At 69.2% G+C, this 23,052-nt stretch carries 19 protein-coding genes and 1 pseudogene; 12 read left to right on the forward strand and 8 right to left on the reverse strand.

Going from position 1 to position 23,052, the window contains the following annotated elements:
• Positions 1 to 510: 510 nt before the first annotated feature.
• Positions 511 to 1,368, reverse strand: coding sequence for an NAD-dependent epimerase/dehydratase family protein (locus tag FCI23_RS17970; protein ID WP_136724901.1), 858 nt, complete (start codon positions 1,366 to 1,368; stop codon positions 511 to 513).
• 911 nt (positions 1,369 to 2,279) lie between these two features.
• Here FCI23_RS17970 and FCI23_RS17975 point away from each other — a divergent pair.
• On the forward strand, positions 2,280 to 3,257 hold the full coding sequence (locus FCI23_RS17975; protein ID WP_136724902.1) for an SAM-dependent methyltransferase: 978 nt from the start codon (positions 2,280 to 2,282) through the stop codon (positions 3,255 to 3,257).
• A 128-nt stretch (positions 3,258 to 3,385) separates the two neighbouring features.
• On the opposite strand, the gene FCI23_RS56440 is transcribed toward FCI23_RS17975, so the two are convergent.
• From FCI23_RS56440 to FCI23_RS59740, 4 genes are all read right to left on the reverse strand, one after another.
• Positions 3,386 to 3,541, reverse strand: coding sequence for a DUF6131 family protein (locus FCI23_RS56440; RefSeq protein ID WP_246143794.1), 156 nt, complete (start codon positions 3,539 to 3,541; stop codon positions 3,386 to 3,388).
• Between the two features lie 269 nt (positions 3,542 to 3,810).
• Positions 3,811 to 4,095 (reverse strand): hypothetical protein, encoded by a 285-nt coding sequence (locus FCI23_RS17980; RefSeq protein ID WP_211265376.1) that lies wholly within the window; start codon positions 4,093 to 4,095, stop codon positions 3,811 to 3,813.
• A gap of 429 nt (positions 4,096 to 4,524) precedes the next feature.
• Complete coding sequence (locus FCI23_RS59735) at positions 4,525 to 5,673, reverse strand: carbohydrate-binding protein (protein ID WP_246143795.1); 1,149 nt, start codon at positions 5,671 to 5,673, stop codon at positions 4,525 to 4,527.
• On the reverse strand, positions 5,657 to 6,535 hold the full coding sequence (locus FCI23_RS59740; protein ID WP_246143796.1) for a glycosyl hydrolase family 28-related protein: 879 nt from the start codon (positions 6,533 to 6,535) through the stop codon (positions 5,657 to 5,659). Before FCI23_RS59740 ends, FCI23_RS59735 begins: the two co-directional genes overlap by 17 nt.
• A gap of 125 nt (positions 6,536 to 6,660) precedes the next feature.
• Between FCI23_RS59740 and FCI23_RS17990 the strand changes: the two genes are divergently transcribed.
• From FCI23_RS17990 to FCI23_RS56445, 5 genes are all read left to right on the forward strand, one after another.
• Positions 6,661 to 9,648 (forward strand): glycosyl hydrolase family 95 catalytic domain-containing protein, encoded by a 2,988-nt coding sequence (locus FCI23_RS17990; protein WP_211265377.1) that lies wholly within the window; start codon positions 6,661 to 6,663, stop codon positions 9,646 to 9,648.
• Positions 9,649 to 10,125: 477 nt separating this feature from the next.
• A complete protein-coding gene (locus FCI23_RS17995) occupies positions 10,126 to 11,514 on the forward strand; it encodes a GDSL-type esterase/lipase family protein (protein ID WP_211265378.1) in 1,389 nt (462 codons plus the stop codon).
• A 42-nt stretch (positions 11,515 to 11,556) separates the two neighbouring features.
• Positions 11,557 to 11,679: a Tn3 family transposase gene (locus tag FCI23_RS63775; protein ID WP_136724937.1), complete on the forward strand. Its 123-nt coding sequence runs from the start codon at positions 11,557 to 11,559 to the stop codon at positions 11,677 to 11,679.
• Positions 11,680 to 12,143: 464 nt separating this feature from the next.
• The gene (locus tag FCI23_RS18005; RefSeq protein WP_246143797.1) at positions 12,144 to 15,146 is read left to right on the forward strand and encodes a GH92 family glycosyl hydrolase; all 3,003 of its coding nucleotides are present in this window, start codon (positions 12,144 to 12,146) and stop codon (positions 15,144 to 15,146) included.
• Positions 15,147 to 15,290: 144 nt separating this feature from the next.
• Entirely contained in the window at positions 15,291 to 15,458 is a 168-nt protein-coding gene (locus tag FCI23_RS56445; protein ID WP_169316840.1) for a hypothetical protein, read from the forward strand.
• 457 nt (positions 15,459 to 15,915) lie between these two features.
• On the opposite strand, the gene FCI23_RS18010 is transcribed toward FCI23_RS56445, so the two are convergent.
• A complete protein-coding gene (locus FCI23_RS18010; RefSeq protein ID WP_211265379.1) occupies positions 15,916 to 16,428 on the reverse strand; it encodes a TetR/AcrR family transcriptional regulator in 513 nt (170 codons plus the stop codon).
• Between the two features lie 186 nt (positions 16,429 to 16,614).
• Positions 16,615 to 16,848 carry an L-lactate permease gene (locus FCI23_RS63780; RefSeq protein WP_211265380.1) on the reverse strand — a complete coding sequence of 78 codons (234 nt, stop codon included), beginning with the start codon at positions 16,846 to 16,848 and terminating at the stop codon, positions 16,615 to 16,617.
• A 154-nt stretch (positions 16,849 to 17,002) separates the two neighbouring features.
• Between FCI23_RS63780 and FCI23_RS18020 the strand changes: the two genes are divergently transcribed.
• From FCI23_RS18020 to FCI23_RS18030, 3 genes are all read left to right on the forward strand, one after another.
• Positions 17,003 to 17,398 (forward strand): MDR/zinc-dependent alcohol dehydrogenase-like family protein, encoded by a 396-nt coding sequence (locus FCI23_RS18020; protein WP_136724905.1) that lies wholly within the window; start codon positions 17,003 to 17,005, stop codon positions 17,396 to 17,398.
• 123 nt (positions 17,399 to 17,521) lie between these two features.
• Positions 17,522 to 18,745, forward strand: a complete 1,224-nt coding sequence (locus FCI23_RS18025; protein WP_211265381.1) for an MFS transporter — start codon at positions 17,522 to 17,524, stop codon at positions 18,743 to 18,745.
• Positions 18,742 to 20,139, forward strand: a complete 1,398-nt coding sequence (locus FCI23_RS18030; RefSeq protein WP_211265382.1) for an MFS transporter — start codon at positions 18,742 to 18,744, stop codon at positions 20,137 to 20,139. The genes FCI23_RS18025 and FCI23_RS18030 overlap by 4 nt, the downstream gene beginning before the upstream one ends.
• Positions 20,140 to 20,162: 23 nt before the next feature.
• Here the strand turns inward: FCI23_RS18030 and FCI23_RS59745 are convergent, their stop codons facing one another.
• Positions 20,163 to 20,453 (reverse strand): hypothetical protein, encoded by a 291-nt coding sequence (locus FCI23_RS59745; RefSeq protein WP_246143798.1) that lies wholly within the window; start codon positions 20,451 to 20,453, stop codon positions 20,163 to 20,165.
• A 200-nt stretch (positions 20,454 to 20,653) separates the two neighbouring features.
• Between FCI23_RS59745 and FCI23_RS18045 the strand changes: the two are divergent.
• The 3 genes and pseudogenes from FCI23_RS18045 to FCI23_RS18055 all read left to right on the forward strand — a co-directional run.
• Positions 20,654 to 20,773: pseudogene (locus FCI23_RS18045) on the forward strand (3-beta hydroxysteroid dehydrogenase); the annotation flags it as partial.
• 169 nt (positions 20,774 to 20,942) lie between these two features.
• Complete coding sequence (locus FCI23_RS18050; RefSeq protein ID WP_246143804.1) at positions 20,943 to 21,335, forward strand: YciI family protein; 393 nt, start codon at positions 20,943 to 20,945, stop codon at positions 21,333 to 21,335.
• A gap of 18 nt (positions 21,336 to 21,353) precedes the next feature.
• Positions 21,354 to 22,595 carry an RNA polymerase sigma factor gene (locus FCI23_RS18055; RefSeq protein ID WP_246143799.1) on the forward strand — a complete coding sequence of 414 codons (1,242 nt, stop codon included), beginning with the start codon at positions 21,354 to 21,356 and terminating at the stop codon, positions 22,593 to 22,595.
• Positions 22,596 to 23,052: the final 457 nt, after the last annotated feature.

A 23,052-nucleotide genomic window follows, 5' to 3' on the forward strand; every position in this document is an offset into this window, starting at 1 on the left:
CCAGTCGCTGGCGCGGGGCGAGGGGTCCGGGGAGCCGCTCGGCTGAGAGGGCCCGGCGGACCGCCTCCGGGTGGCCTTCTAGGGACGGATGTAGGGCCGGGTGCCGCTGCCGCCGCGTTGCCCACGTGGCTCGGGCACCCGTCGCGCCGCCGCCGGCATCGCGGCCTCCGGTTACTTCGGGGCACCTCACGGCGCCCTCCGCGGGTGATACGGGCGGCGGCGTGCAGATGCGCTTCGGCGCGGAACGGCGCGGTTTTCGGAGATGAAGTCCCAGCGGCGGGATCTCACTTCACCTCCCGGGCGAAATACTGGGCCGCCTTGCGCAGGATCTCACGCTCCAGCTGCCACTCGCACTCGGCCTTGCGCCAGCCGGGCCAGCTCGGCCCGCTCGTCCGCGGACAGGCCCCACGGCCGCACTCGGGTTTTCACGCGGCACGGCGAGATCCGCGGCGCGCTGATCCGGCCGGGCGCGGTGGTCCGGCCGGTGCGCTGGGGCGCGGGCGCGCCGCCTCAGATCTTCACGCTGTCGCGCCAGGTGTGCCGCGGTTCGTACCCCAGCACCTCACCGGCCCGCCGCACGCTGAGCAGCGTCTCATAGGTGCCGATCTCCCGGGTGAGCTTCACATCGGGGAAGACCTCGGCGAGGAGTTCCGCGGAGGGGCGGTCCATGATCGTGTCGGCCGCGGCGATGACATAGCTGGACGCCCCCGTGACGGAAGCCGTCAGTCCCAGCCGGCACGCCTGGGCGACGTCGCGGGCGTCGACGTACCCCCACAGGTTCCACTTGCGCGCCTGCGGGTCGGACCAGTAGCCGGGCACGAGGGCGTAGTCCTCCACGAGGTGGACGTTGGACAGGCGCAGCGCGACGAAGGGAATGCCCGACCACGCTGAGATCTGCTCGGCAGCGGTCTCGCCGAGGACCTTGGACAGGGCGTAGGTGGAGGTGGGATACGGGTAGTGGTCCTCGTCCACGGGGGCGTAGCGGGGCGGGACGTCGAAAGGCAGGCCGAGCGTGGTCTCGCTGGAGGCCCAGACCACGCGGCGGAGCTTGTTGTGCGCGGCGGCGAGGAAGACGCTGTGGTTCATCGCCGTGTTGGTGGCCAGGGTGTGGGCGGCCGGGTAGAGACCGGGAGCCGGGATGTTGGCCAGGTGGACGACGCTTTCGGCGTCGCTCAGCACGTCCACGGCCTGGCCGTGGTCGGTGAGGTCGGCGCACTGCAGCGACACGCCGAGCCCTTGCGCCCACGCCCGCTCGGCTGGTCCCACCGCGATATCCACGGCCAGCACCTCGTACCCGTGCTGCACTAGATCCGCGACCACGACCCGGCCGGTCTTCCCGGTGGCTCCTGTGACGGCGACTGTGTTCATGCGCTGGGCTCCCCACTCGAACTCTTGCCTGCTTGCCGTCCCAATCCTCCCCCCTGCGGCCGCGGAATTGCAGCGTGTCCCGCTGGTCGGACATCCGCAGGCTCCGGGCCCGGCGCCGGTGAACGCACCCGCGGAGCCGTTCGAGGCTCCCGGACCGCTCAGACCGCCTTGATCAGTCGGATGGTCCGCGGGCGTCAGGTGCGGCCGGCCGTCTGTTTTCCGTGCCAAGCAATGGGCAGTCAGGATCCGGTCGATCACTTCACCTGTCTTGGCCAGGCCGGCTCCTTGGCGACGGCTGTTGCGGCAGGCGGCCACGGCCAGGCTGGCGGTCAGGCCTGCCGCCATGTCGTTGCCCATCGCGTCGAAGATCGCCAGGTGCACCGTGTGGCCGGCCAGCGCGCACTCGTAGGAGTCACCGATGATCTCGTCAGCCGGTTCCAGCGCCGCGCCGATCATTACGGCGTCGTTGGAGAGCCCCGAACCTCCGGGAGGGCATGAGTTTCCACTGCATCTCCGCGGCCACCGTCAACGGCCGGGTCCGCACCAGCCCGGCGTAGGAGTCGCTGGCCGGGGCACCTGGCGATGATCATCAGCGTCACCACGACCGCCAGGTCCAGGACGTCCCGCAGGCTCTGCCCGCCGCCCTCGGGGACGCTCACCCTCAGGACTCCCACCGCTCGCCGCCTTCGTGCACCGGCACCCACCACTGGCGTATGCCCCGGGTGGCCCCGTTTGCCGGCACAGGCCAGAGGACGGATCCACTTCTCGTGATCAGTTCCCGCCGCCGATCGGGTGTGCTGAGGGGTGAGCCTCGGCGCGTAGCCGATGTTCTGTCCCGCCACCCGGTTATCTGAGGTGGTGGTCCGCTGACACACGGCCGTCTGGCCTTCGTCGCCGAACTGGACTGGTGGGTGACTGTGGTGCATGGAGCGGAAAAGGGATCTTCTTATAAGGGCACCTCGTCGAAGGCGATCCTTCACCACTATGATTTCTTGGGTGACTTCTACCGGCTGACGCTTGGCCCAGAGCTGGTCTATTCCTATGGAATGTGGGAGGAGGGCGACACGCTTGAATCGGCTCAGCTGCGGAAGCTCGACTACCATGCCGAAGCCGCGCACGCCGTGGGCGCGGGGCGTGTGCTCGACGTGGGCTGCGGGTGGGGCAGTCTCATGCGCAGACTGGTGGAAACGCACCACGTCGATCACGTGGTAGGGCTCACGATGAGTCCCGGACAGGCCGCTTGGGTACACGACCAGCAGTGGCCAGGTTGCGAGGCCCGGGTCGAAAATTGGTTCGACCATGAGCCGGACGGGCCTTATGACGCGATCATCGCCATCGAAGCAATCGAACATTTTGCCGGCAATACCGTGTGGCGGGCAAAGCGAATCGCTCGCTACCGCGAGTTCTTCCAGCGCTGCCATTCCTGGCTGCGCCCGGCTGGACGTCTGTCTGTCCAGGCTATCGCCTGGACAGACCGCGGGTGGCTCGCCTCCCTGGTGCTGCCTCCACAGCAATTGGCCCAGCCCGCTGGGACACGCGGCAGCAAGGAGCGCCTCGGTCTCAAGGACATCTATGGCGGCGTCAAGAATGTGCGCGAGGGCTTTCACGCATCGCGGAAGGTGGTCCCCGAGTGCTTCCTTCCGACCCGGGCCGAACTGACCGAAGCCAGCGGTGGCTGGTTCGATGTCCTGGAGGCGCGAAGTGACCCCCACGACGGCGTATCCACGGTAAAGAGCTGGTTGGAACGGGCGGAGGCCAACCGGACCGGAGGTGCCGAACTCATCGGCGAGAGCGCAGTGTCCGACATCATCAGGGAGCAGCGGACGGCGCTCCGATTCATGTGTGAAGGCCGCTTCACCGTCGTTCGTATGGTCTTCGAGAAGGTGTGACTTGGCCCGCATCCCTGGAGTTCTTCTCAACCTGAAGGCCGGACTCGGAGCTTGGTGCGTCCTGGGCCGGTACGTCCGGGGGCGGCTGCCAGAGGCCGCAGAGCCCCGTGCCACATGTGTCAGGTGCTCTACCAGTAGTGCCGTCGCCCGCCGATCGCATGTCCGACAGAGCCCAGGACCCACAAAATCGCTCCGATCACGACCAAGACGATCCCGATAGTCCACAGTATGGCGATCTTGGCCAGGAACCCGACGACGAGCAGAATGATTCCCAAGGCGATCACGGTGTCCTCCGATCTCGCAGAATTCTCTCCTCCGATTTTTATCCTACGCTGTCCCCGCCGATAATCCTGTTCTGTGCTGGTCAGGCGGCCTTACGTTTTTGGCCGGATTGATCGATCCTTGGCAGGGAGCGGGCGAGTTCCTGCCAAGAAGCCCCCGGGCCTCTCCTGGCCCGCTGCTCCAAGGGCGCGTCGTCGTGCTGTGCTCGGTGTGCGGCGCGAAGCTGGCCGGCCGGGAGGCCCGCAGGCGGGGCTGCCGGGGCTGTGAACGGTTATGAGGCTTGGGGGACTGCGGTGTCGCGGAGGTGCCGGACGCCGCTTTCCTGCAGGGTGCCGTCTTCCTGTTCGAACTGGGAGAGTGCGAGGCCGAGGCCGAAGAAGGTGGGTGCCCATTCGCCGACGAAGATGCCCCACCGGTCGGCGCGTTCGACTCCGGCGCCTGGTTCTGCGTTGAGGCTCCCGGCCCAGGCGATGACGCTGAGGCCGATGCTGCCCATGGCGGCGAGGTAGGCGTGTTCGCTGCGGATGCCCATGTCGTGCAGTTTCTTGATGATCACGGCGTGCTCCTTTGCTGTCGTGTTCTCTGACCGGGTGCCCCTGCATGCCGCGTATGACACCTACGTGTAACGATCGGGCAGGTGGTCATCTCTCCCGCGCGTCCCGGATGCTCCGTGCTCCAGTGCCACCAGGCGTTGATGGGAGAGCCGTCACCGGTGGCGGCGAACCAGCCCTGTTAGCCGATGCTGACCTTGCCGACGACGTCTCCGGCGGCCCTGGCGCCGGGCGTCGCGGTGGACGCCGTGGCGGCCCGCGCCAGGCAGAAGGCCCCCAGGGGTGCGCGTTCAATTACACGAGGGCAAACCACCGAACAACGCCGTTGGCGGTCGATGCGTTCGGGGTGTCCAGGAACAGGCCGCTGTTGCGGGCCACGAAGGTGCGGAATTGGTGGCGGCCACGCACGAGCGGCTGTTCTGGTTGATCACTTCCTACCGGGCCGGCGAGTTGATGCCGGTCCCGGCCGAGGCGAACGTGAGGTAGTTGATGTTCCAGCCGCCGTTGTCCTGATTTAGCGTCAGGACCTGCTGGCCGGCCGGGAGTGTGACGCTTGCCGTGACCGTGGTCCAGGTCTGCCAGCCGCCGGTCGATGGGATGTTGACCGTCCCGCTCAGGTTCGTTCCCGATGCGTCGGACAGGTGCAGCGCGCCGGTCACGGCGGAGGGTGCCGCGACCCGGAGGCTCACTGTGTAGGTACCGGCCGAGGCCGCGTTCACGGTGTAGCGGAACCACTGCCCGATGCCGGTCCAGCCGAGGTTGTAGCCGCCGCCGGTGTCCGAGGTCGTCTCCAGGTCGACGCCGTCGGAGCGGTAGCCGGTACCGTTCCCGTTGATCGAGGTGACGTTGTAGGCGACGCCCTGGCCCCCGGTGTCGTAGTTCTCCGCCTGCACGGTACCCGGCACCGCGGCGGCGGTGCCGCCGTACGGCCCCCCGGGCGTGGGGTTCTGCCAGCTGTTGTTGTTCACCGTCGCCGTGAATGCGCTGGAGTTGTTGATGAACGGGGAGGCGCCGGAGCACAGTCCGGTGAGGGTGTTGCCGGTGATCGTGGCGGATCCGCTGGGCGCCGGGTAGTTCGGCGGCGCGACCACGATCCCGTTGCGCCCGGGAGAGGTGATGGTGTTGTTCCGCAGCAGCGTGTTCGTCGATGTGGAGAAGCCGACCGCGTCGTAGAGGGAGTTGGCCACAGTGTTGCCCGTCACGGTGACGTTGGTGACGGTTCCGACGTTCTGGCCGTCGCCGCCGTTGCCGATGTGCAGCGCGGGCTGGCCCTGACTGTAGGCGTTGCCGCCGGCCCTGGCGATGACGTTGTTCGACACTGTCGCGGACAGCAGGTCGTTGCCGTTGACGCCGAACCGGCCGGCGCCCAGGCCGATGTACCGCGCGGTGTCACTGAGGTAGTTGTCGCTGACGAGGTGGCCGCCGCCGCCGTAGATCCCGATGTCCTTGCCACCCCACGGCGCGATCACCGTGTTGTGGGTCATCGTGACATTTGACATCGGGTTGTAATAGGTCGTCGTACTACCGCTGGTGTTGTAGTTGACCGAGTTGATCGCCATTCCGTCGTCACCGGTGCCGCGCACGAAGTTGTTGGTCGCGGTCAGGTTGTTCCCGGTGCTCGCGTTGAGCGCGACGTTGTTCGTTGGCGTCGATGTGGAGGTTCTGCACGGTGCACGAGGTCACCGAGAAGAGCGCCCCCAACGGGGTGCTGTTGGGCAGCGGCACGTCACGGTAGATGGTGCTGTACCACATCCCGGCCCCCGCGATCGTGATGCCCTGCGCCTGCAGGCCGTCGACGCCCTTCACGTAGAAGGTTCCCTGCGGGATCCAGAGGATCTTGGCCTGGGACTGCGCCTGGTTGATGCAGTTCTGGATGGCGGCGCGGCTGTCCACCGCCTGGCTGTCGGCCGCACCATTGGTCGGGGTGTTGTCGGCCACCGCGCCGCAGCTGGTGATGGAGACCGAGTTGGCGGGCTGGGTGAGCGGCGCCGGGGGGTTCTCCACGTCGATGACGTCGACGTCGTAGTAAGCCGCGGTGCTGGACGAGCTCTTTCGGAGCGAGAACGTGCTGCCGGGTGCGATGGGGGTGCCGGTGACGAAGGCGTGCGACTCGTCGTAGAAGACGCGGGGGTTGCCGTCCGCCGGATTCTGGTTGTCGCTGGTGTTGTAGTTGTTGTTGCCCTCGTACACCAAGGTCTGCTTGGAGTTGAGGTTCAGGGCCTGTCGGAAAGTGCCGTTGACGTACAGGTCGAGCGTGGCGGTGATGCCGCCGCCCGACGGGGAATCCGGGATGCTGACGCGCAGGTTGACGAAGCTGATCGGCTGGCCCGTGGTGTTCGTCCACTGCACGGACTGCCCGGTGCCGCTGAGATGGACGTAGGCGTGCCCGGAGGCCTCCAGCGCCGCGCTCGAGTACTGAGTGGTCGGCGCCGAGGTCAGCGACACCGCACTGGCGCCCCCGCCCAGGTTTCCGGCCTCGGCCTCATAACTGGTGAACTGCGTCGTCGCCCCTGCCGCGGTACTCGCGGCGGGGGAGGCGGGCGCGGTGCTCGCGGCGACGCCCGACGTCCGTGGCCACCGCCAGTGCGCTGGCCGCCGCGGCTGTGTTCGTCACCGGCGCCCTCGGCGACGCGCCGCAGGCTTCCGCCGCCACCGTCACCACCGCCTGGCAGAGCGGGGCCTTCTCGGAGAACACCGGCGGCGTGGTCTCCCGGTCCGACATCGTGCTGGGCCGGCCGAATACCGTGAACTCCCAGTCCCTGCCGCTGGGCGACGGCTCGCTCGGCGTCGCCGCCTGGGCCGCGAACGGGTTCACCGCGCAGCTCAACCGCAGCGACACGCTGCCCTACCGACTCTCGCCCGGTCAGGTGCAGATCCCGGGCCTGTCGGCGATGACGTCGGCCTCGAACTTCACCGGCACACTCGACCTGTACAACGGCGTGCTCAAGGAGTCCGGCGGCGGCATGACCATGCAGGCATGGGTGCCCGCCGGCAAGGACGAGCTGATCGTGAACATCACCGGCGCCAACCCGGCCACCCGACAGACCGCGACGCTCAACCTCTGGAGCGGCCGTTCCCCGGCGACCGCCGCCTCCGGCGCGATCGGCAGCCTCGCACAGACCTGGGTGGACAACTCCCAGTCCGGCTCGTCCGGGGCGACCTTCGGCGCCATGGCCGCGATCACCGCGGGCGGGCAGAACGTCACCGCGTCCGTGACCAACTCCCAGCAGGTGCAGGTCTCCTTCAACCCCAATGCCGACGGCTCGTTCCGAGTGGTCGTCGCGGCGCCCTCGTGGACCGGAGGCAACCCGACGACCACCGCCTCGAACCTGATCGGCGGTGACACGAGCGCCTCCACCTCGTCGCTGCTCTCCGCCCAGTCCTCCTGGTGGAACGGCTACTGGGCGAACAGCGGCCTGGTCGAGATGAACTCCGCCGACGGCACCGCGCAGTACATGGAGAACCTGCGCACCGTCTACCTCTACGCCGAAGCCGCCTCGATGCGCGGGACGTACCCCGGCAGCCAGGCCGGCGTCGCCGACATGTTCGCCTACGACCAGGACCAGCAGGACTGGTACCCGGCCGGGTACTGGCTGTGGAACCTCCGCGGCCAGATCGCCGCGAACCTCAGCTCAGGGAACTTCGCCCTGAATCTGCCGATCTTCAGCATGTACCTCAACGACCTGCCGGCCATCGAGTCGTGGACCGGCGCGCAGATGGGCGGCAAGCCGGGGGCGTGCGTGCCGGAGACCATGCGGTTCAACGGCAACGGCTACTACAACGGCGGCTCCAACACGCAGAACGCCTCCTGCGCCCTGGCCTCCAGCCCAAGCTACAACGCCGAGACCGTCACCAGCGGCGCCGAGATCGCGCTGTACATCTGGCAGCAGTATCAGGACACCGGCAGCATCGGCTTCCTGCAGAAGTACTACCCGGTGCTGCAGCAGGCCGCCAAATTCCTGCTGGCGTACCAGAGCGTCGGCTCCGACGGCTACCTGCACGCGACGGCGAACGCGCACGAGACCCAGTGGGCGGTCAGCGACCCGACCACGGATCTGGCCGCCGATCAGGCCCTGTTCCCGGCCACGATCAGCGCCGCGACGCTGCTGAACACCGACTCCTCGCTGGTCGCGCAGCTGCGGACCGCCGAGAACCAGATCGAGCCGTACGCTCGTACCGACGCGGCGACCAAGACCCAGCTGCTGACCCCGGCCGCGGACGCCGCGGGCAATGATGTGATCGCGAACTCCTTCCAGCCGGCGGCCACGCTTCACAACGGCGAGAACATCGGCCTGGAGCCGGTCTGGCCGTATGGCGTGGTCACCGACAACTCCGGCACCCTCACCGCCCTGGCCGGCCGCACCTACACCTCCCGGCCCAACCAGAACGCCCCGGACTGGAGCTTCGACGCGGTCGATGCCGCCCGGCTCGACATGCCCGCTCAGGTCGCCTCCGGCCTGACCTCCATCACCGAGGGCTACCAGGCATACATCAGCGGCCTCGCCTCGCTCAGCGGCAGCACCCCCGGTGACGAGCCGTACCTCGAACAGTCCTCGACCGTCGCCACCGCCGTGGACGAGGCCCTGGCCACCGACTACGACGGCACCCTGCGCATCGCCCCGGCCTGGCCCTCCGGCTGGGACGCCTCCGGCACCGTCTTCATCCAGGGCGGCTCCAAGGTCGACGTCCAGATCGAGGGCGGCACCATCGCCACGGCCGCGATCCAAGCAGGCACCAGCCAGACCATGGCCGTACGCAACCCTTGGCCCGGCCAGCAGGCCGAAGTGGTCAACGGCTCCACCGGAGCCGTGGTCGTCGCTCCCACCACCAGCGCCACGCTCAGCGTCCCGGAGACCGCCGGCTCCTCCTACCTGATCGAGAAACCGTCCTCACCCACCACCTCGCTGCCCTTCGCCCAAGTCACCGGAACACAGGCGACGTCAGCCAAGCACCTGGGCAAGGTCCAGATCGGCCTCGACCCGGCCGCCGCCTACCCGAACCTGGCGGCCTCCTACAACAACGTCGGCATCACCGCCGACAACAACACCGCACCGGGCAACTGGGACGGCGGCGGCGCGAGCTTCTCCGAAACCGCGCTGACCAACGCGGGAGCGGGCCCGGGCGCGGCCATCACGTCCTCCGGCGTGAAGTTCGCCTTCCCGAACGTCACCGCCGGCACCAACGACAACACCGTGGCCGAGGGCCAGACCATCAGCCTCTCAGCCAGCAGAAGCACCCTCGGGTTCCTGCTCTCTGCCAGCTACGGCCCCGCCTCCGGCACCGGAACCATCACCTACACAGACGGCAGCACCCAGAGCTACACGCTCACCGCACCCGACTGGTTCTCCACAACGCCACCGAGCGGAGGAGCCCTGGCCGTCAGCTCCGCCTACCAGAACCGGCAGGGCAACACGACCTATTCGGGCACCGGCAGCATCTTCTCCGAAACCGTCGCGCTCAATGCGGGCAAGACCCTCGCCTCCGTCACTCTGCCACCCGGCGGAGCGCTGGCCTCCGGCACCCCCGCCTTGCACATCTTCGCCATCGCCACCTCCTGATCCGGCTCGACGTCGGTGATCAGCCGGAGCGCGCTTGGCCGCTGATCCAACCGCGCCGCCCACCTGGACCCTCGTAAACCAAGTAGCTCTCTGACAACTACTGGCGGACTCATGCTTGATGAATTCAATATCGGAGCGATCTTCCGGCGGTGCATCCATCGGGCGGCCAGTCTCGAGCGCAGCCGGACCCGCCGCCTGGCGCCACGCCGCCGCGCGCTCGCGTTCGGGGCCGGAACGAGAAACCGTGGACTGCTCGCCGCCGTGTGTGTGGTGTCGGCAGTCGGGGTGTCACTCGGGACGTCCTCCCGACAGCCGGCATTCGCGCTGCGATCGCACACTGCGTCGTCGCGCAGCGCTGCCGCGAGCGGATCGTGGACCGGAACCTGGTCAGCGTCCCCGCAAAGCGGCGGCACGTCCTTCAACCAGCAGACACTGCGCCAGATCGTGCACACCAGCATCGGAGGAACCTCCACGCGCGTGCAGGTGTCGAACGTCTTCGGCTCCCAACCGCTCGTGATCGCTGACGTGCACGTCGCGCTGCGCTCTTCCGGTGCCTCGGTCACGTCCGGGACCGACCGTACGGTCACCTTCGGCGGCCAGACCTCGACGACGATCCCGGCCGGCGGACTGGCCGTCAGCGACGCGGTCGCGTTCCCCGTCCCCGCACTCTCGGACGTCGCGGTCAGCATCTACCTGCCGCAGTCGACGGGTTCATCGACGTACCACCAGCAGGGAACTGCGACCAACTACATCGCCTCGGGTGACGTAAGCGGCAGCGCCGGCCTGTCCGGCGCGCAGACCACCGGCAGCTACTACTTCCTGACCAACCTCGATGTTCAGAACTCCTCCACGCAGGGGACCGTGGTGGCGCTCGGGGCTTCCATCACCGACGGCGTCGCGTCCTCGACGGACTCGAACCGGCGCTGGCCCAACGACCTGGCCGTTCGGCTGGCGAACTCCGGCCGCACCATCGGCGTGCTCAACCAGGGAATCAGCGGCAACCGGTTGCTGGTCGACGGTGCGGGACAGAGCGCGATACACCGTTTCGCCCGGGATGTGCTCAATCAGCCGGGAGCCACGTGGGTCATCTTCTCTGATGATCCGCTCAACGACCTGGGCTCGACCAATCCGCCGCCGAGCTCAAGCCAGCTCATCGCGGGCGTGCAGCAGCTCATCTCGAGTGCCCATCAGAACGGCCTGAAGTTCCTTTGCTCCACGCTGACGCCCTATCAGGGTGCGGCCTACTGGACCCAGCAGGGCGAGACGGCGCGTGAGGCGTTCAACGCCTTCGTGCGCGGCTCGGGCAGCGGCTGTGACGGCGTGGCCGATCAGGACGCGGCGACGCACGACCCGGCCGCCCCGACCCGTTACCTGCCTGCCTACGACAGTGGCGACCATCTGCACCCGAACGAGGCGGGCCTGCAGGCGATCGCGAATGCGGTGGATCCGAACCTGTTCTCCGCGGCCACCAACCCGGTGATCAGCCTTCGTGCACACGCCAACGGCGACTACGTAACAGCCGAGAACGCGGGTGCCGACCCGCTCATCGCCAACCGTACGGCCATCGGCACCTGGGAGCAGTTCGACCTGATCAGCAACCCGGACGGAAGTGTCAGCTTCCGTGCCCACGCCAACGGCAACGTCGTAACGGCGGAGAACGCCGGGGCATCGTCGCTCATCGCGAACCGGACGGCCATCAGTCCGTCGGAGGAGTTCGACCTGCTCAACAACCCGGACGGCAGCGTGAGCTTCCGCGCCCATGCGAACAACGACATCGTGACCGCAGAGAACGCAGGCTCCTCTGCCCTGATCGCCAACCGTACGGCGATCGGCACCTGGGAAGAGTTCGACCTCATACACGACTGATCGCCTTCCGCGGCCAAGTGGTGGGAGGCGGGGAAGAACGTCATCAGCTGGGACCTCATCGAGACGCACTTCCGCGACCTGATGCGGGTGGCGATCTCCGTACGCGAAGGCACGATCTCCTTAGCTCCGGGCGCGGTCCGTGCCACAGCGCCCGCGGGGCAGTAGTGACGCCGCAGGCTTCGACGTGCGTGAGGCCGGAACTCGTAGCCGGCGCGCTCGCACTTGCCGGTGCGGTACAGCTGCAGGCACACCTAGCCGTCGGGGCCGTCCCGGGCAAACGCCCGATTGTTAGGACCCCCGGCCGGCGGCCGGAGCCGCAGGCCCGGAAGGTCGCCGTCGAGCAGGCTCGGGTCGCGCTTGTGGAAGATCTGTGTGCGCTCTTGACGGGTGCTCACCGCCGGTCCAAACTGCCAACGCGGTGACAACGATGTCATGCGCCTTGTTCTACGTCGCGCAGTCGGCCTTGAGAGCGACGCAGCGACAAACCAGAGAGGCTCGTGGTGGATCGACGAAGCGGTAGATGGAGCGGACTCGGGATCGCGGCGGTGGCGCTGGCACTGGCGGCGGGCGTGACGGGCGTCCCGTCGGCGGTCGCCGGCGCGCCAGCGCCACCGGCACCCGTCAAGTTGGTGTCCGATCCGACTGACTACGTCAATCCGATGATCGGCACCAAGAAGGGTGTCGACTGGGAGAACACGTTTCCCGGTGTGACGGCGCCATTCGGGATGATGCAGTTCAGCCCCGACACGCAGTCAGGACCAACCGGTTACTCGTACACCGACGACGCCATCAAGGGCTTCAGCCTTGACCACTTCTCGGGTGGCTGCTCATCGTTCGGTGACATCCCGATCCTGCCGGTGACCGGCGCGGTCGGGGACAACCCCGCCGGCCGCACCGAGCACTTCTCGCACAACGACGAGCACTCCGCGCCCGGTTCCTACTCGGTAGCGCTCACCGACTCGAATGTGCAGGTCGACCTGGGCGCCACCACCCGGACCGGGATCGCCTCATTCCGCTATCCGTCCGGCAGCCAGGCCCAGGTGCTGGTCAAGTCGGGCACCAGCCTCGGCGGTGACCTGACCGCCGACGTGCAGGTGGTCAACGACCACGAACTGGCCGGCACCACCACGCCGCACGGGCTGTGCAACAACAGCAAGTACACGATGTACTTCGATATCACCTTCAACCGGCCCTTCACCGCGCACGGCACCTGGCAGGGCACCGCGGTCACGCCCGGCTCGTCGAGCGCGACCGGCCCGGGCTCGGGCGCCTACCTGACCTTCGACACCTCCACCGACAGCACGGTGACCGCCAAAGTCGGTATGTCGTACGTGAGCACCACCGGTGCGGCGAAGAACATGGCCGCCGAGATACCCGGCTGGAACGTCAAGCACGTGCAGGCCGACACCCGCGCGGCGTGGCGCACCCTGCTGCGCAAGGTCGATGTCGGCGGCGCGTCCACCGACGAGCTGACCACCTTCTACACCTCGCTGTACCGGTCCTTCCAGTCGCCGAGCGTCTTCAACGACGTGGACGGCCGCTACATCGGCTTCGACAACGTGATCCACCGAGTGCCCGCCGGGCACACCCAGTACGCGACGTTCTCCGACTGGGACATCTACCGGTCGCTGGCGCCGTTGCAGACCATGCTGTACCCGCAGCGGGCCGGAGACATGGCCAACTCGCTGCTGCGTGACGCGCAGCAACAGGGCGGCTGGTGGCCGAAGTGGCCGTCGCAGAACATGACCGGCAATGTGATGAACGGCGACAACGGGGTACCGCTGTTCGCCCAGTACGTCGCGTTCGGCGCCCGGGGAGTGAACGTCGCCGACGCGCTGCCCATCATGGAAAAGGGTGCGACCCAGTCGCAGAAGGTCGGCTGGGGCTGGACGGAACGGCCGGGAGTTGAGGACTACGTCCGGCTCGGCTACGCCCCCAACAACGCCACCTCGCAAGGCGACCACGGGTTGCAGGGCGCCTCGGAGACCCTGGAGTGGTCGATCGACGACTTCGCCATCTCCCAGCTCGCCGGGGCGATCGGCGACCGCACGACCGCGGCCACATACGCCAAGCGCGGGCAGAACTGGCAGAACATCTTCGACCCGAGCACCGGGTACCTGCGGCCGCGCGACGACAACGGCGCTTTCCCGGCCGGCCCCGGCTTCCAGACCCCGCCGGCCGGAACCTTCGGCCAGGACGGCTACGACGAAGGCAACGCGGCGCAGTACAACTGGCTCGTCCCTCAGGACATCGCGGGTCTGGTTGCCGCGATGGGCGGCAAGGACAAGGTGATCCCGCGGCTGGACGACTTCTTCAGCCAGCTCAACGCGGGCGGCAACGCCCCGTACGACTGGGCGGGCAACGAGATCGACACCGCCGCACCGTGGGTGTACGACTACGTGGGCCAGCCGTGGAAGACCCAGGAGGTCGCCCGGCGCTTCGAGACCCAGCTCTTCACGACCGCGCCGGACGGCCTGCCCGGCAACGATGACAACGGCGCGCTCTCCTCCGAGTACGTATGGGCGGCGCTCGGCATGATGCCGGCCACCCCCGGCACCCCGACCCTCGCGCTCAACAGCCCGCTCGTCAAGCGCGCCGTGATCAGCCTGGGTACGGGCCGGACCATCACCATCAACGCGCCGCAGGCCGCCGACAACGCGCCGTACGTCACCGGGATGCAGCTGAACGGCCGGTCGTACGGGTCCACCGCTCTGCCCGCCTCGTTCGCCACGCGCGGCGGCGCGCTGGACATCAGCCTGTCCACCAGCCCCGACACCCACTGGGCCACCAGCGACAAGGCCGCGCCTCCGTCCTACCGGACCGATGAGGTACCGGCGATCGGCTACCTCACCCCGACCGGCACCCAGGTGACCCCCGGCGGCACCAGCCTTCCGGCCACCGTCGGCGCCTCCTCGCTCGCCGGACACGCCGGTACCGTCCGCTGGACGGCCGGTTCCGACATCGCCGGGGTGAGCGTGACCCCGTCCTCGGGCACCTTGGACCTCACCCATGCCACGACCGCCGATGTGCCCGTCACGATCGCCGTCGCGCAGGGCACACCGTCGGGCTACCACCCGGTGAAGGTGAGCTTCCGCACCGCCGACGGGAAGGCGCTGCCGGGCGGCGCGGTCGTGGTGACCGTACCGGCAGCCGACGGCGCCGCGACCGCCTGCGACACGCTGGGCACCACCGACACCGAATGCGGGATGCGGCTGCGCGACAACGGCGACGGCCACACCACGCCCGTCACCATCGGAGGCCGCTCCGGACGGTCCACCACGGACGGTTCACCCTTCGAGTACTTCGACGTCGACAACACCATCGTCCCCGGTGGCCAATACCAGGCGACGGTGACGATCGACTACTACGACCACGGCACCGGCAGCTGGAGCATGCAGTACGACTCCACCAACGGCGCCTACAAGCAGTCCCCATCGGTCGCCAAGACCGGCACCGACACGTGGAAGACCGCGACGTTCACCGTGGACGACGCCGCCTTCCACAACGGCGAGAACGCCGGCACCGACTTCCGTCTCGCCAACAGCGGTGACACCGGCACCATCGGCCGCGTCCACGTCACCGTCACCGGCGACAACGTCCTCGCCCTCCACCTCTGCCCCGACGACAACTGACATACCCGGACCGACGTACCGGGTCGCCGCGTGCCCTCACCGGCACTTGGCGACCCGGTATGCCATGCCCCGTGCCGCCGCGTACGCAGCGCCGTGGCCCGCCGAAGCCGCAGCCGCGGTTCGCCGCGGATGAAGGCTTCGAGCATGGCCCGGCCGGAGACGCCCTCGGCGTGGGCCACCGGCCGGCAGCATGGCCAACCCCAGCTCTCTACGAGCGGCTGGGTGCTGGTCGCGCTGCGGCGGCGGGCGGCGGAGGCCGGTCTGCCGCGGATCGGGGTGCACGACCTGCGCCATACGGCGGCACCATCATGAGCAGTTCGCGGGTGCCGCTGGCGGTGGTCTCCAAGACGCTGCGGCACTCGAGGCCGGCCACCACGGTCAACCTCTACGGGCACCTGCTGCCGCAGGCCGCCCGAAACGCGGTCACCGCGCTGGGCCGCGCCCTGGACCACGCTGACCGGTCCGGCAACGGTCCTGCGAGAGAGGGCGCTCAATGCCGCGCCTTCCGACCTGACCGGGGCAGGCATCCGCCGTCACCGTGCCATCACGTGTGCCCCGAACGCATCCAGCGGGCTTGTCGTCACCGACAAACCCGCTGGTCGCACCGTCGGGACGACAGCCCAACGCGCGCCGTACAGCTCGGTAAGAGGCAGCCGGAACGGTCAAGTGCTCCGCGATTCAAGGGTCCGACGGGCCTTCGGCGGACCGTCGATCGCCGCCCGCACCACGGCATCGCCATCCAACCCGACGATCACCCAAGGGACAAGTCTCAGCCGGCCAGGCCGCGCATCGCGGTGCGTACGATCTCGTCCGCCGCCGCCTCGTCCAGCGGCGCGTGCCCGGCGATCAAGCGGTAGATCGCCGGGCCAAACAACAGATCGATGGCGACCTCCGGGTCGACATCCGCCCGCAACTCGCCTCGGTCGACACCGCGGGCCCAGATGGCTCGCACGAGCGCCCGCCTGGATCCGATCAGGTGGTCCCGCAGCTCAGCAGCGACCACCGGATCGCTTTGCGACTCCGCCACGAGCTGGGCGAACACCCGACCGCTCGGGCTCGCATAGAATCGCACCATGCCCCGCACGGCGATACGGAAGTCCTCGTATGCGGAACCGGTGTCGGAATCGGGGGACTCGGCGAACATCTGCGTCAGAAACGCTTCAGCGGCGACGGCGTACTTGTTCGGCCACCACTTGTAGATCGTCGCCTTGCTCACCCCACTCCGGCTGGCAATCTGGTCGGTCGTCATCGCCCGCAGCCCGCCTTGCTGAAGCAACTCCATACTCGCCTTCAGCACGGCACGGCGCGCCTGCTCGCTGCGCGGCCGACCAGGTCCCCTGCGGGCATGACCGGGCACGGCCCCCCCATGCTGTGGCGTACCGAGTGAGTCGTTCATCCCTCCATCCAACACACTCATGGGCCGGAATCCAGAACCGCCTTGTTCTGCCGCGGCTGTTCAGGGGATCATTCAGGACAGGGTGGTGCTCGCCTGCGGATACACCAGGACGCACATCACCAGCGGCATCGCCGGGCTCCAGCCGAGCCCACGCCGGAACACCTCGCCCTCGCTGCCCGCCATTGCGGTGGCCGCGGCACCGATGGCGAGATTCTGTGGTGCGATCATCTTGCCCAGCGCTCCGCCCGAGCTGTTGGCCGCGGCGAACAGTACGGGATGGACGCCCGCCGCTTTGGCCGCGGTCACCCGCTGGGAGCCGAAGAGGGCTCCGCCGAGGTGTAGAGCCGGTGACCGCGACCCCCGGCCGGCCCAGGATGGGCGAGAGGAAGGCCAGGGCGCCGTCGGTGCCTGTCCGCTCGCGCTGCGGGAGTTCGCCGTTCCGCCGGCACCGGACGGCGCGATGATCGTCGCCTCCGGCTATGGCGGGATCTGCTGGACCGATGACCACCTGCAGCAGGGGGCATCCGCCGATCCCGACCCCAGCCCGTCCTCGGGCACGAGGGGCTGGGCGTCATCGAGGGAGCTGGGCGCGGCCGCAGTGCCAGACGCGACCGGAGAACCGTTGCGGCAGGGCGACACGATGATGTGGGGCCTCCTCCATCCCTGCGGCATCCGCCCGCCGTGCCGGCTGCACAGGGAGCCGACGCTGTGCGAGAACCGCCGCGCCTGCGGGGCGAACCGCTCCGCCTCGGACGGCCCGGCGCTGACCGCCCGTTTCGACCTGGCGAACCCTGTGACCGCCTTCCCGCTGGAGCGGCACGCCGAGGCGATGGCCGCGGGCGCCGCGGGCTGGTGATGAAGGCGGTGCTGACCACCTGAGCGTGCGCCGGGCGGCCACCGCGCTCGAAGGCCCGGTCGCCGGCGGCACAGGGGGTCTGGATATAGTGAACGTTACGTTCAATTATGACGAGGATCCCCCGTGACTGAGACGGACACAGCGGCACCTATCCGACTGCCGCCCATGGCGCGGCCAGCGCTGCGGAGGGTGATGCTGGTCCTGGCGGCGGCCTGCGGACTGTCGGTGGCGAACATCTACTACGCACAGCCGCTGCTCGACCCCATAGCCTCGGCCTTCAAGGTCAGCCAGGGCTCGGCGGCGCTGGTGGTCACCGTGACGCAGCTCGGCTACGCGCTCGGCCTCGTCGCGCTGATGCCGCTGGGCGACCTGCTGGAGAACCGCGCCCTGGCTTCCCGCACCCTGCTGATTACGGCCGCCGCGCTGGTCGCGGCGGCCGTAGCACCCGGCTTCGGGGTCTTCCTGGTGGTGTCGGTGCTGGTCGGGGTGACCTCGGTGGTCGCTCAGATCCTCATTCCGTTCGCCGCGCACCTGGCTCCCGAGGAGGAACGCGGTAAGTTCGTCGGCACCGTGATGACCGGGCTGCTGCTGGGCATCCTGCTGGCCCGCACCATGGCCAGCCTGGTGGCGGCCGCCTGGGGCTGGCGGGCGATCTACCTGATCTCCGGCGTGCTGATGGTGGTCATCTCGGCGGTGCTGGTCAAGCTCCTGCCCCGGCGGCATCCGGACCACCCGCACGGCTACGGGCACCTGATGAAGTCCATCGTCGGCCTGGCCCGGGAGGAGCCCATCCTGCGGCGGCGGGCGATCTGCCAGGCTCTGCTGTTCGGAGCCTTCAGCTGCTTCTGGACCTCGGTGGCCTTCGAGCTCATCCGCCGCCACCACATGGGCCAGATCGGCATCGGCGCGTTCGCGCTGGTGGGCGCGGCGGGTGCGGTCGCCGCGCCGGTCTCCGGCCGGCTCGGCGACCTCGGGCACGGCAAGGCCGCCAGCGGTACCGCACTCGTGCTGGGGATCGCCGCCATGGTCCTGGCCGGCGTCGGCGCCGGAAGCGTGGTGGTGCTCGCTGTCGCCGGGGTACTGCTGGACCTGGCTGTGCAGTGCCACCAGGTGCTCAGCCAGCGGGTGATCTACGGGCTGCGCCCCGATGCCCGCGCCCGCATCAACACCGTCTACATGACCACCGTCTTCCTGGGTGGCGCTGCTGCTTCGGGAGCGTCCGGCGCCGTGCACAGCATGTGGGGGTGGACCGGGGTGACCGCGCTCGGGGCGGTCCTGGTCCTGATCGCCCTGGTCCTGTGGGCGATCGACGCGCTGCGGGACCGACCTGCCTCCGGGCGCCGGTGAGCCGCTGGCCTGGCCGGGGGATCGCCCTGCTGGTGGCAGGGACGTTCTTCATGGAGAACCTGGACGGCACCATCCTGGTGACGGCCGCCCCCCGGATGGCAGGTTCGCTGGGCGTCGCGCCCGCCGACATGAACGTCGCGATGACCGCCTACCTGGTCACCCTCGCGGTGGGCATACCGGCCAGCGGCTGGCTGACCGAACGGTGGGGCGCGCGCCCGGTCTTCGGCTTGGCGATCGCCGTGTTCACCGTCGCCTCCGGACTGTGCGCCCTCAGCCCGGACCTGCCGGTGCTGACGGCGATGCGGGTGGTCCAGGGGCTGGGCGGGGCGATGATGGTCCCGGTGGGGCGGCTGGTGGTGCTGCGCACCACCGACCGACGCGACCTGATCACCGCCATCGCCTATCTCACTTGGCCGGGACTGGTCGCGCCGGTGCTGGCGCCGGTGCTCGGCGGCCTGCTGGTGACGTATCTGTCATGGCACTGGATCTTCCTGGTCAACCTGCCGCTGGGCGTGGTCGCGTTGTGCCTCGCGCGGCGCATGGTGCCGGCCGCCGAGCGCGCCGCGGATCCGGTGCGCCTGGACTGGGGGGGCTTCGCGCTGATCGGTACCGGGCTGGCTGCGGTGGTCCTCGGCATGGAGTACCTCACGGACGGCGGGGCCCGCTGGGGGGTGGCTGCGACGGCGTTGGGCCTGGGGCTGTTGACGGCCGCCGTCCGGCACCTGCGGCGCACCCCGCACCCGCTGCTGGACCTGGGAGTGCTGGGGGTCCGCACCTACCGGGCGGCGACCTTCAGCGGCTCGCTGTTCCGCACGGTGGTCAGCGCGGCGCCGTTCCTGCTGCCGCTGCTCTTCCAGGACGCCTTCGGCTGGTCGCCGCTGCGCACCGGGCTGGTGGTGATGGCGGTGTTCGTGGGCAACATCGGCATCAAGCCGTTCACCACACCGCTGATGCGGCGCTTCGGCTTCCGCCCGGTGCTGCTCGGCAGCACCGCGGGGCTCGCCGCGAGCTTCATCGGCTGCGCACTGCTCACCCCGGCCACACCGCTGGGGATCACCGCGTTGACGCTGCTGGCCAGCGGGGTCTTCCGCTCGACAGGGTTCACCGCGTACAACTCCCTGCAATTTGCCGACGTGGGGCGGGCCGGGCTTGCGGGAGCCAACACCCTGGCGGCGACCCTCCAGCAACTCGCCGCCGGGCTGGGCGTCGCGGTCGGAGCGCTGGTGCTTCGGCTGAGCACGCCGCTGGTGCACGCGGTCGTCGGCGCCGGGGCCGGCGGCGCGGAGAGCTACGAGGTGGCGTTCCTGGTGATGGCGGCGCTGGCCTGCCTGTCGGGGGTGGAGCCCCTCCGGCTGCCCGCGGACGCCGGAGCGAGCCTCAGCGGCGCCCGCTAGGGCCTGGCCTGCCTCGGTCGAGCCTACCGGCGCGCGGAAGAGCTCTCCGAGGAGAGCACCCGACTGCTCGCCAACCCCTCGCCCGCCCCGAGGACATCGACGACTTGGAGGGCTGGACGCTCCACCGGCTCCGCCACAGTGCGCTGACCCACGACGCGGAGGACGGCACGTCCACGCCGATGCTGCCGGCCCGCTCCCAGCACGTCTCCGTACGGTCCGCTGGCGCGGCCGAAGTGCCGGTGCTCGGCGACGACCGTGAAACACTGCACCAACCGCAGGTCGAGGTCCGCCTGGGGCAGTGGCGAGTCGGGCATGCGTCCAGCGTAGCTCTCGTCTTCCCTGACAAACCCCCGAGTGATGGCCATGAACTGTGGTGATACGCGACCCGTATCACCGCATACGAAACATTCATTGGACCCGCGGCGCTCTGTGGCCGCACGGTGGAATCACTGGCCGGGCACCGTCGGGGTGCCGCATCCGGCCAGTACTCCATATTGCATAGAAGGAGTGCACCATGCGTGTATTCGTAACCGGCGCGACCGGACACGTCGGGTGCGCAGTCGACCTCGAACTCCTCGGAGCCGGGCACGAGGTCGTCGGCCTGGCTGTCTCGGCTTCGATCTGTTCTTCCTTGTCGACCAGGCGGCCGTAGCCACTGGTCGGCGTTGCGCCTGAACCACACTGCTCCCAAAAAATTTCGCAGGTCCTTGCTCGGGGATGTCGAAATCGTCGCGCGTGCTTCTACCTATCAGTGAGAGCGCCTGACAAGAGCGCGCGAATGTGAGGAGCAGGCCGTGAAGTACATGCTGCTGATGCAGTTCAGCGAGCAGACAGCGGACTTCCCAGGGATCGGGACCTGGACCGCGGAGGAGCTCAAGGCGCACATTGCGTTCATGAAGGACACCAACAGGAAACTCGCCGAAGCCGGGGAACTGGTCGACGCCCAGGGCCTGGCGATGCCGGAGACGGCCAGGATCGTCCGCTCCCACGCCGGCGGCGTGCCCGTGGTCACCGGGGGCCCTTACCCTGAGACCAAGGAGTTCCTGGCGGGCTACTGGATCGTCGACTGCGACAAGCCCGAGCGGGCGGTGGAGATCGCCGCGTCTGTCTCGGCCGCCCCCGGCCCCGGCGGGACTCCGCTGAATATGCCGATCGAGGTGCGCCAGGTGATGTCGGCACCGCCCGGGGAGATGTGAGCACTGGCTGACGCGGACGTGAACGCCAACGACCTGCTGCGCGAGCTGGCGCCGCAGGTCGTCGGCGTGCTCACCCGGCGTTTCCGAGACTTCGACGCCGCTGAGGACGCGGTCCAGGAGGCGCTGCTGGCCGCGGCGACCCAATGGCCGAACGAGGGGATGCCCCACAATCCGCGAGGATGGCTGATCCAGGTCGCGAGCCGCCGCATGACCGAGCAGGTGCGCAGCGAGCAGGCGAGGCGCCGCCGCGAAGATCTCGCAGCCAGGCGGATGTCGGCCGACCGGCAGTCGTCCCGCCCGGCGGACACAGAGGACCCCGCCGGGCGGGACGACACCCTCATCGTGCTGCTCATGTGCTGCCACCCCGCGTTGTCGCCGGCGGCGGCGATCGCATTGACCCTGCGCTCGGTGGGAGGTCTGACCACAGCCGAGATCGCCCGCGCCTTCCTGGTGCCCGAGACGACCATGGCACAGCGGATCAGCCGGGCCAAGCAGCGCATCAAGGCCTCCGGAATCCCCTTCGGCATGCCGGACCGCGACGACTGGGCACCTCGACTCGACGCGGCGTTGCACGTCCTGTACCTGATCTTCACCGAGGGCTCCACCACTAGTAGCGGCCCCGACCTGCTGCGCGTCGAGCTCTCACGGGAAGCGATCCGGCTGGCCAGGGCGGTGCACCAGATGCTCCCCGACGACAGCGAGGTCACCGGGCTGCTCGCGCTGATGCTGCTCACCGACGCCCGGAGCCCGGCGCGCACAGGGCCGGGCGGCGAGCTAATCCCGCTGGCCGAACAGGACCGCAGCCTGTGGGACGGCAAGGCCATCGCCGAGGGAGTCGCGCTTATCACCGAAGCCCTGCCCACGGGCCCCGTCGGCCCCTACCAGGTTCAAGCGGCAGTAGCCGCCGTTCACGACGAGGCGGCGACGGTCGAGGAGACCGATTGGCCCCAGATCCTCGCACTGTACGGAGTGCTGGAACACATGTCGCCCAATCCCCTGGTCTCGCTCAACCGCGCCGTCGCTGCCGCGATGGTGCACGGCCCGGCCGCCGGCCTCGACATTGTGAGGGTCCTGGAGTCCGACGGACGCCTGGCGGGGCACCATCATTTGTACGCCGTCAGGGCCCATCTCCTGGAGATGGGCGGCGACCTTCAGGCCGCGATCGAGAGCTACCGCGCAGCCGCGAACCGTACGACCAGCCTGCCGGAACGGCGCTACCTCACCATCCGCGCAGCCCAGCTCGCCGCCCCGCCCACCTAGGCCCCGACAAGCCGCGGCGCGCAGGCCAAGAACGTCCCCCCTTCGGCGGGTGGCTCTGGCGGGTCCCGGTCGCAGAGCCGGTCGCGTGAGCCGCCGGTCGGCAGCGACCGGCTCTGCGACCGCTGCGGGCGCCTCCGTACGCGGCGCGGCCGGGACTCGGATCCACCTGCTGAGGAGCACCCGACCAGTCGGAACGCACCCTCCCCGGCCTGCCCCGGCTGTCATGCCGGGGTCGCCGGGGTTACCGGTGCGGGTAGTGCCGGGACTGCTGAGGCCGCAGGCGTCCGGGCCGGCGGGGCCGCAGAAGTCGCCCAGGCCGCCCAGCTTGCCCAGTTCCCGGGGGCCGCCGGGGGCCGCCCGGGCCCCCGCTCAGCCCGCCGCCCCGGCGGTCAGGCGTCCCCTCCGATCCGGTGGTCGAAGCCGACGGTCTCGTTCTGCACCCGGTCGGGGACCCCGA

Source organism: Actinacidiphila oryziradicis (assembly GCF_005047355.1).
Classification (GTDB): Bacteria; Actinomycetota; Actinomycetes; order Streptomycetales; family Streptomycetaceae; genus Actinacidiphila; species Actinacidiphila oryziradicis.